A 13,183-nucleotide genomic window follows, 5' to 3' on the forward strand; every position below is an offset into this window, starting at 1 on the left:
TCCACTTTCCAAAAATCAAATAATACAACCGTTCAAATGCTTATTTTTTGCTTTCCACTTTCCAAAAATCAAATAATACAACCGTTCAAATGCTTATTTTTTGCTTTCCACTTTCCAAAAATCAAATAATACAACCGTTCAAATGCTTAGAATAGCCTAATAAGGGGGCGACAATGTGCGTGAATTGCTTTTAGAGATAGATCTGTTTAGAAATTGGACTAAAACAACAGATTTATCTTTTGGTGAATGGGAGACTGAATATCTCCATTGGGACAGAATATATTACTATGCTAACAAGCTAATAGAAGGTACTCCTATAGAACAATGGAGTTCAAACCTTCTAAATGAATTTTTGTATATTTTAGCCAGAGACAATGAATGTGAAATCATCATTGGAAATTTGATAGACAATCCAAAACAACTATTATCCATTGCTAAATACTCGGTTTCCTTTCCAGACCACGATGCAAGGTGGCAAATAGCTTATGGACTTGGAGAGATAGATGAGGATAACCAAGAAATACAAACTCTTATTAAGCAATTTTTACTTGATGAAATTGAATATGTTAGAAAAAGAGCTTCATTTGCCTATGAGAAAAAATGGTTTTAATAAATCCTTCTCTAAAAGCAACAAAGTTTACGTAAACATCGGTTTAAAGAAATAAAGCCGTTTAATAATCTAGTTTTTTTCATAATAGCGACCAAATGCGAAAAAGCGTTTTCTAATTAGATTTTTTCTAAACAACACTTTAAGAAGAAACAGGTACATTTCTTTCATTTTTTCCACTAACCTTAGCGTATAGTTTTTTTGTTATTATGTAGTATAAAAATGTACCAGTTAATCCTAGAATAAGGAGCAATCCGCTCATATATATAGGGCGAATCCACTGTCCAATGATGATCAATAACGAAGCTACAATCATTGCTCCATATGTAGTTAAGCTATTAAAAGCCATATAGGTGCTACGAGCGTTAGATGGGGCAAGTTCTCCTATCATCGCCTGTTTAATAGGAACAAACATCAGCTCACCAATTGTTCCAATAAACATGGCAATAAAAAGAACCAACACGCTATTTGAAGAAGCAAAAACACTAAAACATATAGAGAAAATCAACATTCCTGTAACAAGAGTCCAGCGCTCACTGCATTTTTTAAATAAAAATAATACAACACTTGATAAGAGAACTACAAGAATAGTATTCTCTGTTCGGAGAAAACCGAGCAATTTTGTACCATCTACGATGAAGTCAATTCCAAACAAAGAAGCTGACTGCTGTGGTATATCTTTTTCGAGACGAATCCCAATATAGTTCGATAAAGATTGTTCCAAGGTAAAGATCAAGATTGCTCCTAAAATATAAAACATAAACAGCTTATCTTTTAAAACGGTTGAATAGGTTTGAAACATCTCTACTGGTGATGATTTTTTCTTATGATTAGAAGTCTTAGGTGAAGGTTCTGGTATATAGGTTTCTGTGATGAAGAATAAGGTCATGAATACAGATAACAAAGAGATGAGTGATATCCCAATAAATAGCTCAAATAAGTAATTTTTAAAAAGAAATGCTCCAATAATTCCTCCAATTGCAGTTGATAAATTCCCCAACCAGTAGCTAATTGTAAATACGAGCTTTCTCGATTCGGAATTAGTAACATCAATCATCATAGCTTGTGCGGCAGGCTGAAACATTCCTCCACAAAACATATTGATGATGAAGAATGCTGCAGAAATATAAGGAAGGTTAAACCAAGGTGAATTACAAAGTGCTATAAACAGATAAGAAAGCAAAATCCCAATTTCAGCATAAAACATTATTTTTTTTCGCCCAATTTTATCTGAAACATGCCCTCCGATAAACCCTCCAATGACACCACTAATCACTATTACTATAAGAATAATAGCCGTTTTAGTAGCTCCGATATTTTGAGTAAAATAAATTGCCAGAAAAGGGATAACAGCCATAGAAATAAGGCCGCCTAGAAATTGCATGGCTAGGCGAAGTTTGATGTTAGGATGGATATCTCTCAATTTCATATAATCACTCCAATTTAATAATATATTGTCTACTGCTGTTGGTCGGGCAAAGGGGGAGGTGGCTTATTTATTTGAGATTGGTCCAAATAATCTCAGAGCTTGTCTCGATATATTCTTCTGCATGACGTTTGTATATTCATCAATAAATGTTAAACGCATTCCGTTTAAGATGGATAAGTATGACTCAGCAATTAATGAAGGTGATTCTTCATAAAAGTACCCAAGCCTTTGACCTTCTTTAATAACCGAATAAATACTGTCTATGAATACTTTTACGAAATCATCTAGTTCCTTAAAAAGCTTTGGGAAACGATCAGGTCTTGCAAGAATCTGCTGAATAAGACGTAAGTATTCACTTCTCGTTGAAAAAAGTTGTATATGGCAATCTATCATTTCCTTCACAACTTCAAGAGGCTCACCTTTAAAATGTTCTTCTATCTCCATAAAATAAGGTTTGATTTCTTCCAGTGGCTCCAAAATAGCTACTTCATAAAGTGCTTCTTTTGAATCAAAATATGTAAATACGGTACCAAAGCTAACACCAGCTTCTTTTGCTATGTCAGCAACTTTTGTCTCGGCAAATCCATTCACACTATATAATTTAATGGCGGCGTTTAGGATAGTAGATCTTTTTCTCTTCTTTTTTTCATCATTAGTAAGTATAGTTTTCATTTAAACATTCCTTTCATAATAAATGATTGATTAATCAATCAAATTTTATTGTAATTTGTTACCATTGTCAATATAACGAAAGAATTTTTTGTATTTTTAGTTATTAATTACTTTAAAAGCATGAGGCCTCAGTTACAGTGGTGATTTTTTACCTTGCTTTCTTTAAGGAACGTTTTACAAATGAGGCTGTGAAATAATAATTCAGCGCTAACGATAAACAGCCCCTTGTCAATTCCGGATTGATATGGGTATAATAATCACGAAAAGTTCATATGGAAAGAATGTAGGGGGGCTGGTAGTTGCCAGCTGAGATTGTGTCCGATAGACGCTGACCCTTTGAACCTGATTTGGCTCGTACCAGCGTAGGGAACATCTATTCAAAAAAAGAAAGTTTTTGATACTGTTTACAAAACGTCTGGGAGGAATCCTAGGCGTTTTTTTATGTTTTTGTAGTATGTGTAAACCTAGGATACATACAAATTGGAATACGCTTTCTTCTGGTTATAACATTCGTTCATGAACACTTTCACATTACTTACTGGGAGGATTCAACATGAAAAAATGGTTATTTATTCTGATGGCTGCACTTATAACATTAGTCGGCTGTAGCAAAAAAGAGGAGACAAAGGATAAAAACGATGCGAATGCATTAAAAAAGGTATCGGTGGTTCTCGATTGGACACCGAACACAAATCATACAGGTTTATATGTAGCGAAAAAGCTTGGCTACTTTAAGGAACAAGGCTTAGATGTTGATATTTTATTACCTGGTGAAACGGGTGCTGACCAGCTTGTAGCTTCTGGGAAGGCACAGTTTGGCGTAAGTTATCAGGAAGGGATTACACAGGCACGTGTGCAAGATGTACCTTTAGTATCGATTGCAGCGATTATTCAGCATAATACTTCTGGCTTCGCATCTATTGCATCAAAAGGCATTAAGTCTCCAAAGGATTTTGAAGGTAAAACATACGGTGGTTGGGGTGCACCACTTGAAAAAGCTGTCCTACAATCACTTATGCAAACACAAAATGCGGATATTAATAAGTTAGATATTGTCAATGCAGGCGATTTAGATTTCTTCACAATGATGAAAAAAGATATTGATTTTGCGTGGATTTATTATGCATGGACAGGTATCGAAGCAGAACTTCGTGGCGAAAAGCTGAACATGCTATATTTAACAGATTATAGTGATCAGTTAGATTATTACACACCTGTACTAGCTACAAATGAAAAAATGATTAAGGATGACCCTGAGACAGTAAAAGCATTTGTCGCTGCTGCAGCAAAGGGCTATGAATATGCGATAAAACATCCAAATGAGGCAGCTGATATTTTACTAGAAGCGGTACCTGATTTAGATAAAAACCTTGTGCATAAAAGTCAGGAATGGCTAGCGGATAAGTATCAAGATGACGCTGCACAATGGGGCGAGCAAAAGTTAACTGTCTGGGAAAACTACGCGAAATGGATGACAGACAACAAAGTATTAGAAGGCGAATTTAACGCAAAACAAGCATTTACAAACGACTTTTTACCGAAAAAGGAGACGAAGTAGTATGGCAAACTCATTAATTAGTGTACAAATTATCCCGAAAACTGAAAAATATGAAGATGTGATCCCATTTGTTGATGCAGCGATTGCGGTTATCGACGCTTCAGGGGTTAAATACGAAGTTCATCCATTAGAAACGACAATGGAGGGTGAGCTATCGACTTTGCTACAAATCATCGAAAAAATGAATGACAAGATGATTGAGATTGGTGCTATCAATGTCATTACGCAAGTGAAAATTTTATATCAGCCATCAGGTATTACAATGGATACATTAACGGAGAAATACCAGTGATGAAACAGGCTTTCAAACAAGGGAGGACGATAATTTTTATCGTCTTCCTCTTATTCATATGGGAACTAATTGTCCGATTTGCTGATATTCCGCGTTGGCTTGTGCCCGCACCAAGTGCCATTTTGATGGAGGGATTTCAATCGTATGAGACGTTTGTGCCACATGCTTTAGCGACTGTACAATTAGCACTTCTAGGTCTTGCCATTGGGATATTATGTGGGCTAACGGTTGCCGTATTATTACATCGTTTTGCGTTTGTACGGGAGCTATTTTACCCTATTCTCATTATGTCGCAGAATGTCCCTGTGCTCGTCTTAGCACCGTTATTAGTTATTTGGTTTGGCTTTGGTTTATTGCCAAAGCTCATTATTATTTGTCTTGTGTGCTTTTTCCCCATCGTTATTTCGGCAATGGATGGCTTTCGTCAAACCTCACCGGAGCTGAAGCATTATTTTGAGATGATCGGTGCAACGAAAACACAAACCTTTTGGAAGCTTGAATGGCCCTATGCGTATCCAGCGATTTTTTCAGGCATTAAGATTGCGGCAACCTATAGCGTAATGGGGGCTGTCATTGCGGAATGGCTCGGTGCGAAAAAGGGGATTGGTGTCTATATGACATTGGCACAATCTTCATTTCGAACGGATCGTGTGTTTGTAGCGATTTTTGCCATAGTATTTTTAAGTTTACTATTATTTAGTGCTATTCGATTTTTAGAAAAACTTGTTGTGAAGGGGAGAGGACTCCATGCTAAACATTCAAAACATTGATAAATCTTTTGATTCTCTTCCGGTCATTCGTGATTTATCTTTTGAGGTGAAGGAAGGGGAATTTGTTGCGATTATCGGTCCTTCAGGAAGTGGAAAAAGCACACTTTTTCAATTAATAGGTGGTGTTTCTTCCATTGATAAAGGAGCTATTTTATTAAACGGTACAGATATTCAACAAAAAAGAGGAACGATTGGCTATATGCCTCAGCAACCATGCTTATTACCATGGCGTACGATATTAGAAAATGTCGCGATTGTCGAGGAGCTTCATCGAAAACCAAATGTTGAACTTGCCAAGGAATGGTTAGATAAAGTAGGGCTCGCAGCGTTTGAACATGCGTATCCTAATGAGCTGTCGGGCGGTATGCAACAGCGGGTATCGTTTATTCGCGCAATTGTCAGTAATAAGCCCATTTTATGCTTAGATGAACCATTTTCTGCACTGGATGAGTTTACAAGGCTTGAAATGCAGGCGTGGCTATTATCGATATGGGAGAAAGATCGAAAATCTATATTGTTCGTTACACATAGTATCGAGGAAGCTCTCTTTTTAGCGGATCGTATTATCGTACTCACGAAACGGCCAGCGACGGTTAAAAAAGAATTGATTGTACCTTTTGCAAGGCCACGACAAGAAGAAATTCGCCATTCCGCTACATTTACGGCTTTGAAGCAACAGTTGTTCACGTATTTAAAAGAAGAAAAGGATGAAGCGAATGTTGATTGATGCGCATATTCATTTAGATCAGTATAAGGAAAACGATGTACCAACTTTGCTAGAGGAAGCTGAATATGTCATTGCGGTTAGTATGAATCTTCCATCGTGCGAGAAGACGTTGAAGCTGTCAAAAGCTTATACGAAGGTAAAGGCAGCGTTTGGCTTTCATCCTGAACAACCATTACTTAGTGATGCGGAGGAAGAGGCTTTATTCGATTGGATACGCCAGCATGCTCATGAAATTGTAGCGATTGGAGAGGTAGGGTTGCCTTATTATTTGCGGCAGGAGAAGGCTATTGATGATCGTCCGTATGTGGCATTGTTAGAAAGGTTTATAGTACTAGCAAAGGACTTAAATAAACCAATTGTGTTACATGCGGTTTATGAGGATGCAACGATTGTTTGTGATTTGCTAGAAAAACATCATGTAACGAAAGCACATTTCCATTGGTTTAAAGGCGATGAGGAAGTGATTGAGCGGATGATTTCTAATGGGTATTTCATTTCTGTAACGCCCGATTGTACGTATGAGGCTGAGATTCAACAGCTGATCAAAAAATATCCAATCGAGCTGATGATGGTAGAAACAGATGGACCATGGCCGTTTGAAGGTACCTTTGACAATAAACAAACATCACCTTGGATGATGGATCATTCCGTGGAGGTTATTGCTTCGATAAAGGGGCTTACAACACAGGAAGCGGCGCGCATCATCACAAGAAATACGACAAAATTTTATAATTTATAGCAAAAAACACAGTTGTTCTTTAAAAGAGTAGCTGTGTTTTTCTAACAATTTCCGATATAACAGCGGACATCGCTGATAAAAGTATCAGAATCGCTGATATAACCTCAAACATCGCTGATAAAGTACCAGAATCGCTGATAAAAACTCAAACATCGCCGATAAAGCACCGAACATCGCTGATAAAAATATCAGAATCACTAAAATGATCGTGAAGATATCTCATAATAAATAAAACACAACCACTAATCATCGTCAGAGTGGTTGTGTTTTCTATACTTTGTAAAATTTTGTTCAAGGCTTTCTTTTTTGGTTTTCGTTACACGTTCATGTGTACTGAAAGGGGAGAATTGACGATTTTTTTCAACGTCTTTCCCTTTAGTTCGCTTTACATGCATACGCTTCTTTTTTGCTTTTGAGTGTGTCATGTTATCTTACCCCCAATTGTCATTTGTAAATATAGTACCGAATACGGAAGAAAAAGTAAAACCTCGTAAGTATTATTAACTTACGAGGTGGTTGTCATATTATTAGTGAGATACATCTTGTACAGAAATACCTGTGTTTGCTTTAACATCCACTTCACGATATTTCTTAGCATCTGATTCCTTAGAAAGCATTGTTCCGATGAAACCTCCAAGGAAGCCAAGTGGTACAGAAATTATTGCTGGGTTCGTTAACGAAATTAACGGATTCCCAACGAAAATTGCTTTTCCTTCAACTGGATTCCAAAGGTTTGGTGAAACAGCAACAAGAATTAACGCAGAGATTAAACCTGTTAACATTGCTGTAATAGCACCAGCTGTATTAAAGCGTTTCCAGTAGATTGTATAAATGATTACAGGTAAGTTAGCTGAACCTGCAATACAGAATGCAAGTGATACTAAGAACGCTACGTTTAATGTTTGAGCACCAAGTGCTAAAAGGATTGAAATAACAGCGATTGTAATGGAACCGATACGAGCTGCAAGTACTTGCTCTTTCTCTGTAACTTTACCCTTTTTAATAATTTGACCGTAAATATCATGTGATAGGGCAGATGCGCCAGAAAGCACAAGACCAGCTACCACCGCTAAGATTGTTGCGAAAGCTACCGCACATACGAATGAGAATAGAATGTCACCACCAAGTGCTTTCGCAAGAAGTGGAGCAGCCATATTACCAGCAGCGTTTGCATTAATAATTGCTTCTTTACCAACGAATTTAGCTGCACCGAAGCCTAAGAAGATTGTTAGAATGTAGAAGATACCTACAATCCAAGTAGCCCAAATAACTGAAGAACGAGCAGTTTTCGCATCTTTAACTGTAAAGAAGCGCATTAGGATATGTGGAAGACCAGCTGTACCTAATACTAGAGCGATTAACATTGAAATAGTATCAATACCATTTGAATATTTAAGACCTGGATTCAAGTAAGCTGCACCGCTATCCGTTGCAGTTTCCATTTCTTTGAACATATTTGCAATACTAAAGCCGAATTCTTTTAAAACTAAGAATGAAATAATGACTGTACCTAACATTAAAAGACAAGCTTTAACAATTTGTACCCAAGATGTTGCAGTCATACCACCGAATAGTACGTAAGTCGTCATCATAAAACCTACGATTAAAACCGCAACCCAATAATCGATTCCTAAAAGTAATTGAATAAGTGCTCCTGCACCAACTAGTTGTGCAATCATGTAGAATAATACAATTGTAATAGTGCTTAAAGCTGCTGTACCACGAACTTTAGCGCTGTCAAAACGCGCTGTGATCATGTCGGCTAATGTAAATTTACCAAGATTACGTAATGGCTCAGCAACGATGTAAAGAACCACTAAGTAAGCTACTAAATAACCGATAGAGAAGAAGAATCCATCAAATCCAAATAATGCAACTGCTCCGGCGATCCCTAAGAAAGATGCAGCTGATAAGTAGTCACCAGCGATGGCTAGTCCATTTTGCCAGCCTGTTAAACCACCACCTGCAGTATAGAAATCGCTTGCAGAAGAAGTTCGTTTTGATGCCCACCATGTAATAACTAATGTTAAACCAACAATGGCTACGAAGAAGAATATGGCTGTATAACTCATCGGCGGCCACCTCCATTTTCGTATTCAGCGATAATCGCCTGTGCCTCTTTATCAAAACTATTCGCTTTTGCTACATATAAGTGACATAAGCACCAAGTCATGATGAATAATCCTGCCGAATATACCCACACCCAAGTAATTTCCCCAATTGCCTTTTGGTGTAGTATTGTCGTGAACGAAGTAAGAATTGGTAGCAACATGTAAGCTGCTAAGAAGATCACAGTCATTGACCAAAGAAATGAATTCTTTCTTCGCACAAGAGCTTTAAATGATTCTTGATTTGCGATAGCATCATAGTCAATCACGACGCCCTTGTTTGTTTGATTGTTCCCCATTAACATTCCCCATTTTGTGTTTATTTTTACTGCTTAAATACTTAATTTTGCTAGTTTAGTGAATTCACATCTTCATTTTATGAGACAGTTCACAAAATTGCAATACATTTCAGAAAAATTATGAAAAAATAATTTTCGGAAAAATAGTCTTAAAAGAGAATATACATAACAAAGCCAAGAAATTAAAGGGTTTTAGAAAATTCCGATAAGTAAATGGAGTTAGGTCAATTCTAGATTTCTAAGCGAAAAATAAGGCTGAAATTTCAAAAAAGAAATGTTTTTTTATAAAAAATAAACACTATTTACTCAGTGATAATCATTTTTTTTCTGCTCTTTTTGAAAGGGAATAGTATTGTTAAATAAGTAAAATGGTAAATGTTTCATTAAAAAAAGCTAAAAAACTCGATGAAAAATCGAGTTTTTTAACTTGATATTTTTATTAATATGAATAGGATGATTGATAGATGTTTTTTCAATAATTTGGATTATTAAAAACTATTAATGAGAAACATCAGAAACTGATACACCTGTGTTTGCTTTAACGCGAATCTCCTTATAAATGCGATCTGCTTCTTCCTGTGGTACTTTGCTAGAAGATAGAACAGAACCCAAGTAACCTGCGATAAAACCAAGTGGAATCGTAATAACTGCTGGTACTGCTAAAGGTACGATAGGATTTCCAACAAAGATGGCTGCACCTTCAACAGGACTCCATACATTTGGCCCCATTGCACCTAAAACTAAGCATGAGACTAAACCAGTAACCATCGCAGTAATAGCACCTGTTGAATTGAATTTCTTCCAGTAAATTGTGTACAGAATAACTGGTAAGTTTGCTGAAGCACCAATACAAAATGCAAAGGATACTAAAAACGATACATTCAAGTTTTGCGCAAATAACGCTAAGATAATGGAAACAATGGCAATAGAAATAGAGCCAGTACGAGCCGCTACAACTTGTTGCTTTTCCGTTAATTTACCACCTTTAATAATTTCACCATAAATATCATGTGAAATAGCAGAAGCACCAGTTAAAACTAAGCCTGAAACAACAGCTAAAATTGTTGCGAATGCTACTGCACCGATAAATGCCATTAACACATCCCCGCCCAAATAATTAGCAAGAAGTGGAGCTGCAGTGTTACCAGCTTTACTTTCAGCAATAATTTTATCGATACCTACAAAATTTAATGCTCCAAAACCTAAGAAAATAGTTAATGAGAAGAAAATAGCAGTAATCCAAGTCGTCCATGAAATAGAAGAACGAGCAGTTTTGGCATCTTTCACTGTAAAGAAGCGCATTAAAATATGAGGTAAACCGGATGTACCTAAAACAAGCGCCATCATCATTGAAACAGAATCAATTGAACTTGTATATTTCATCCCTGGCACAAGGAATTTTTCGCCATGATCCGTGGCAATCGTATCAAACATTTTCATAAGAGAGAAATCGAATTTAATTAATACTAATGTAGCTAAAACGCCTGTCCCGAATAATAGTAGACTTGCTTTAATAATTTGCACCCAAGAAGTAGCTGTCATTCCACCGAATAATACATAAGTAGTCATCATAACACCTACGATTAAAACCGCAATCCAGTAGTCAATACCAAATAATAGTTTAATAAGAGCACCTGCACCTACTAATTGTGCAATCATATAAAGGATTACGATGATAATTGTTCCGGACGCAGCAACTCCACGAATACGTTTTTCATTAAAACGGGCAGTAAGCATATCTGCTAAAGTATAACGACCTAAGTTACGCATAGGCTCTGCAATTATATATAGAAGTACTAAGTTAGCCACTACATAGCCTACAGAGAAGAAGAAACCATCAAAACCAGTTAAAGCAATCGCACCGGACACCCCAAGAAATGCGGCAGCAGATAGATAGTCACCAGCGATTGCAAAGCCATTTTGCCAACCTTTCAGACCTCCACCAGCTGTATAGAAATCAGCCGCAGAAGAAGTACGCTTCGCAGCGATATATGTTACTACAAGTGTTAAACTAACGATTGCTAAAAAGAAACCAACGGATACTAAGTTCATTTATTTTCCACCTTTCGCATGATACTCTGCCATTACTGCTGCCGCAGCTTTATCGAATGAAGCAGCTTTTTTCACATATACTGTACAAAGAACGACTGTCATAATGAATAATCCTGCTGAATAAACCCAAACACCCGTAATATTTCCGAAGAATTTTTGTTGTAGTACAGGTTGAAAAGCAAGGATTGGTAGCAAAATATAGAGTGTTAAAAACACTGCAGTGATCGAGAAAAGGAAGGTATTCTTCTTTTTTACGAATTTGTTGAACGATTCCATAGCTTCAATTGCATTATAGTCAACTGATTCTATATTTTTGTTCCCAGAAATGTTAGCCATTATTATTCCCCCTAAAGTTATATATTTCTGTTTTAAACGACATATTTCTTTTTCTGCCGTCGTTATATTCACTTATTTTATGGGGAAGATTCTTATAATGCAATACTAAATTTTGAGTTTTTATAATTTTAAATCATTTTCGGAATGTGAAAATAACATAGAAATATTAAGGGTTTTATAGAAATAATCCGTTTGAAAGAGAATGGTTTATTCTATAAGAATAATATTCTTTAAATAGTTTAATGATAATAATTTTGAATGTGACAGAAAATTCGGACGCGAGAGAGAATTTTTATGAATTTATTTTTATCTCATCATATGATGGAGAAACCTAAAAAACGAAAAAAAGTTTGTTATATAACAATTATATGATGTCTTGGGAAATAACCGAAATAGTAAAAAACAGCTTAGAAAATTTTTAAAAAAAATGTGAATTATCTGGAATATAAAGGATATTAATATACTAAAATCATACAATATACATTGATTTGACATAAAAAAATGATTGGATAAGCTCATAATCTTGTATTAAGTAACTATAATTTATACAATATATAACGATGGTAAATTGAAGGGAAGTGAGCAAATTTATGAAAAAGAAAAGTGTCATGCTCGTTTTGATACTAACATTAAGTAGCATACTAGCGGCTTGCGGAAGTTATAAATTTGAACCAGAAATGAACATTGAAGTACAGGATTTTTCGGTGACAAATCAAAAAAATGAAAAGGTTAGCCTTAACGATCTTAAAGGTAAACCATGGTTAGCGATGTTCGTCTTTACTAATTGTAATTCCATTTGTCCGCCAATGACGTATAACATGACAGAGGTGCAAAAGGAACTTCAGGATAAAGGCGTTGAAAACTATCAAATCGTAGCTTTTAGTGTCGATCCTGAGGTTGATAAGCCAGAAGTTTTAACGAATTATTTAAAAACGTATTCAGTGCCTGATGCAAGCAAATGGCAGCTATTAACTGGCTATGATCAAAAGTATATTGAACAGTTTGCAATGAAATCGTTTAACTCAGTAGTTAAGAATGATCCAAATTCTGACCAAGTTATACATATGGGAAGGTATTACTTAGTCAATGCTGATGGTATTGTTGTGAAGGATTATGCCGCTACAACAGATGTACCAGTTGAGACGATTGTGGCAGATATGAAAGCGTTATCTAAATAAAAAAAAACTCAGAGGTTGGAATGACTTCTGAGTTTTTTTATGGCTACAAGATGAAAGAAAAATCGAACATTCAATTTCCGACTTGCATAATATTGTCAAAGGACACTGTAAGCATTTTGCTTAAGTGTCTTTTTCTATGCTTAAGTACAATAATCACCGATACAGAATTCAAAATGCAAAGAAATCAATAGGGATCATATCTAAGCCCTGATCTTAATAACTCATCATTCAACCATTAAATCAAATAATTTTATTATGTCTACTAAAAGCAAAAACAAATCATTCGACTTTATTGAAATTCTTATATAAAGCTTCTTTTTAATAAAGGGACCGAAAATGTATTTTTTACCAAACATGTATATATTTAATGCAGCTGACTTATATATTATAAGAAAGATTTAACTGCTTTCGGCCAA

The 13,183-nt window shown here is 35.8% G+C and carries 14 protein-coding genes and 1 riboswitch; of the genes, 7 read left to right on the top strand and 7 right to left on the bottom strand.

The window, feature by feature from the left end; all coding sequences use genetic code 11:
* Positions 1-175: 175 nt before the first annotated feature.
* A complete protein-coding gene (locus ACQKMV_RS05845; protein ID WP_427502844.1) occupies positions 176-610 on the top strand; it encodes a hypothetical protein in 435 nt (144 codons plus the stop codon).
* A 139-nt stretch (positions 611-749) separates the two neighbouring features.
* Here ACQKMV_RS05845 and ACQKMV_RS05850 read toward each other — a convergent pair whose 3' ends face one another.
* Both ACQKMV_RS05850 and ACQKMV_RS05855 read right to left on the bottom strand, forming a co-directional pair.
* The gene (locus ACQKMV_RS05850) at positions 750-2,036 is read right to left on the bottom strand and encodes an MFS transporter (protein ID WP_427502845.1); all 1,287 of its coding nucleotides are present in this window, start codon (positions 2,034-2,036) and stop codon (positions 750-752) included.
* A 63-nt stretch (positions 2,037-2,099) separates the two neighbouring features.
* Complete coding sequence (locus ACQKMV_RS05855; RefSeq protein ID WP_427502846.1) at positions 2,100-2,708, bottom strand: TetR/AcrR family transcriptional regulator; 609 nt, start codon at positions 2,706-2,708, stop codon at positions 2,100-2,102.
* A gap of 275 nt (positions 2,709-2,983) precedes the next feature.
* Positions 2,984-3,094: riboswitch (TPP riboswitch) on the top strand.
* 167 nt (positions 3,095-3,261) lie between these two features.
* Between ACQKMV_RS05855 and ACQKMV_RS05860 the strand changes: the two genes are divergently transcribed.
* From ACQKMV_RS05860 to ACQKMV_RS05880, 5 genes are read left to right on the top strand one after another with little or no spacing between them, the layout of a single operon-like run.
* Positions 3,262-4,266, top strand: coding sequence for an ABC transporter substrate-binding protein (locus ACQKMV_RS05860; protein WP_427502847.1), 1,005 nt, complete (start codon positions 3,262-3,264; stop codon positions 4,264-4,266).
* A 1-nt stretch (position 4,267) separates the two neighbouring features.
* Positions 4,268-4,558 carry a thiamine-binding protein gene (locus ACQKMV_RS05865; protein WP_427424789.1) on the top strand — a complete coding sequence of 97 codons (291 nt, stop codon included), beginning with the start codon at positions 4,268-4,270 and terminating at the stop codon, positions 4,556-4,558.
* On the top strand, positions 4,558-5,328 hold the full coding sequence (locus ACQKMV_RS05870) for an ABC transporter permease (protein ID WP_427503099.1): 771 nt from the start codon (positions 4,558-4,560) through the stop codon (positions 5,326-5,328). Before ACQKMV_RS05865 ends, ACQKMV_RS05870 begins: the two co-directional genes overlap by 1 nt.
* A complete protein-coding gene (locus ACQKMV_RS05875; protein ID WP_427502848.1) occupies positions 5,306-6,055 on the top strand; it encodes an ABC transporter ATP-binding protein in 750 nt (249 codons plus the stop codon). The genes ACQKMV_RS05870 and ACQKMV_RS05875 overlap by 23 nt, the downstream gene beginning before the upstream one ends.
* Positions 6,045-6,794 (top strand): TatD family hydrolase, encoded by a 750-nt coding sequence (locus ACQKMV_RS05880; RefSeq protein WP_427502849.1) that lies wholly within the window; start codon positions 6,045-6,047, stop codon positions 6,792-6,794. The genes ACQKMV_RS05875 and ACQKMV_RS05880 overlap by 11 nt, the downstream gene beginning before the upstream one ends.
* A 242-nt stretch (positions 6,795-7,036) precedes the next feature.
* Here the strand turns inward: ACQKMV_RS05880 and ACQKMV_RS05885 are convergent, their stop codons facing one another.
* The 5 genes from ACQKMV_RS05885 to ACQKMV_RS05905 form a co-directional block, all read right to left on the bottom strand.
* On the bottom strand, positions 7,037-7,219 hold the full coding sequence (locus ACQKMV_RS05885) for a hypothetical protein (protein WP_427502851.1): 183 nt from the start codon (positions 7,217-7,219) through the stop codon (positions 7,037-7,039).
* Positions 7,220-7,321: 102 nt separating this feature from the next.
* A complete protein-coding gene (locus ACQKMV_RS05890) occupies positions 7,322-8,866 on the bottom strand; it encodes a solute symporter family protein (RefSeq protein ID WP_427502852.1) in 1,545 nt (514 codons plus the stop codon).
* Positions 8,863-9,201 carry a DUF485 domain-containing protein gene (locus ACQKMV_RS05895; RefSeq protein WP_427502854.1) on the bottom strand — a complete coding sequence of 113 codons (339 nt, stop codon included), beginning with the start codon at positions 9,199-9,201 and terminating at the stop codon, positions 8,863-8,865. Before ACQKMV_RS05895 ends, ACQKMV_RS05890 begins: the two co-directional genes overlap by 4 nt.
* A 498-nt stretch (positions 9,202-9,699) precedes the next feature.
* On the bottom strand, positions 9,700-11,253 hold the full coding sequence (locus ACQKMV_RS05900) for a solute symporter family protein (RefSeq protein WP_427502855.1): 1,554 nt from the start codon (positions 11,251-11,253) through the stop codon (positions 9,700-9,702).
* Complete coding sequence (locus ACQKMV_RS05905; protein ID WP_427502856.1) at positions 11,254-11,589, bottom strand: DUF485 domain-containing protein; 336 nt, start codon at positions 11,587-11,589, stop codon at positions 11,254-11,256.
* A 590-nt stretch (positions 11,590-12,179) separates the two neighbouring features.
* Here ACQKMV_RS05905 and ACQKMV_RS05910 point away from each other — a divergent pair.
* Positions 12,180-12,767 carry an SCO family protein gene (locus ACQKMV_RS05910; RefSeq protein ID WP_427502857.1) on the top strand — a complete coding sequence of 196 codons (588 nt, stop codon included), beginning with the start codon at positions 12,180-12,182 and terminating at the stop codon, positions 12,765-12,767.
* Positions 12,768-13,183: the final 416 nt, after the last annotated feature.

Source organism: Lysinibacillus sp. NPDC094403, assembly GCF_050278745.1.
GTDB lineage: Bacteria > Bacillota > Bacilli > Bacillales_A > Planococcaceae > Lysinibacillus.

Bases quoted from the DNA above. Each gene is read 5' to 3' on its own strand.
- ACQKMV_RS05855 (WP_427502846.1), bottom strand. From the start codon at position 2,708: ATGAAAACTATACTTACTAATGATGAAAAAAAGAAGAGAAAAAGATCT.
- ACQKMV_RS05885 (WP_427502851.1), bottom strand. From the start codon at position 7,219: ATGACACACTCAAAAGCAAAAAAGAAGCGTATGCATGTAAAGCGAACT.
- ACQKMV_RS05905 (WP_427502856.1), bottom strand. From the start codon at position 11,589: ATGGCTAACATTTCTGGGAACAAAAATATAGAATCAGTTGACTATAAT.
- ACQKMV_RS05910 (WP_427502857.1), top strand. From the start codon at position 12,180: ATGAAAAAGAAAAGTGTCATGCTCGTTTTGATACTAACATTAAGTAGC.
- ACQKMV_RS05850 (WP_427502845.1), bottom strand. From the start codon at position 2,036: ATGAAATTGAGAGATATCCATCCTAACATCAAACTTCGCCTAGCCATG.
- ACQKMV_RS05870 (WP_427503099.1), top strand. From the start codon at position 4,558: ATGAAACAGGCTTTCAAACAAGGGAGGACGATAATTTTTATCGTCTTC.
- ACQKMV_RS05875 (WP_427502848.1), top strand. From the start codon at position 5,306: ATGCTAAACATTCAAAACATTGATAAATCTTTTGATTCTCTTCCGGTC.
- ACQKMV_RS05865 (WP_427424789.1), top strand. From the start codon at position 4,268: ATGGCAAACTCATTAATTAGTGTACAAATTATCCCGAAAACTGAAAAA.
- ACQKMV_RS05895 (WP_427502854.1), bottom strand. From the start codon at position 9,201: ATGGGGAACAATCAAACAAACAAGGGCGTCGTGATTGACTATGATGCT.
- ACQKMV_RS05900 (WP_427502855.1), bottom strand. From the start codon at position 11,253: ATGAACTTAGTATCCGTTGGTTTCTTTTTAGCAATCGTTAGTTTAACA.
- ACQKMV_RS05880 (WP_427502849.1), top strand. From the start codon at position 6,045: ATGTTGATTGATGCGCATATTCATTTAGATCAGTATAAGGAAAACGAT.
- ACQKMV_RS05890 (WP_427502852.1), bottom strand. From the start codon at position 8,866: ATGAGTTATACAGCCATATTCTTCTTCGTAGCCATTGTTGGTTTAACA.
- ACQKMV_RS05860 (WP_427502847.1), top strand. From the start codon at position 3,262: ATGAAAAAATGGTTATTTATTCTGATGGCTGCACTTATAACATTAGTC.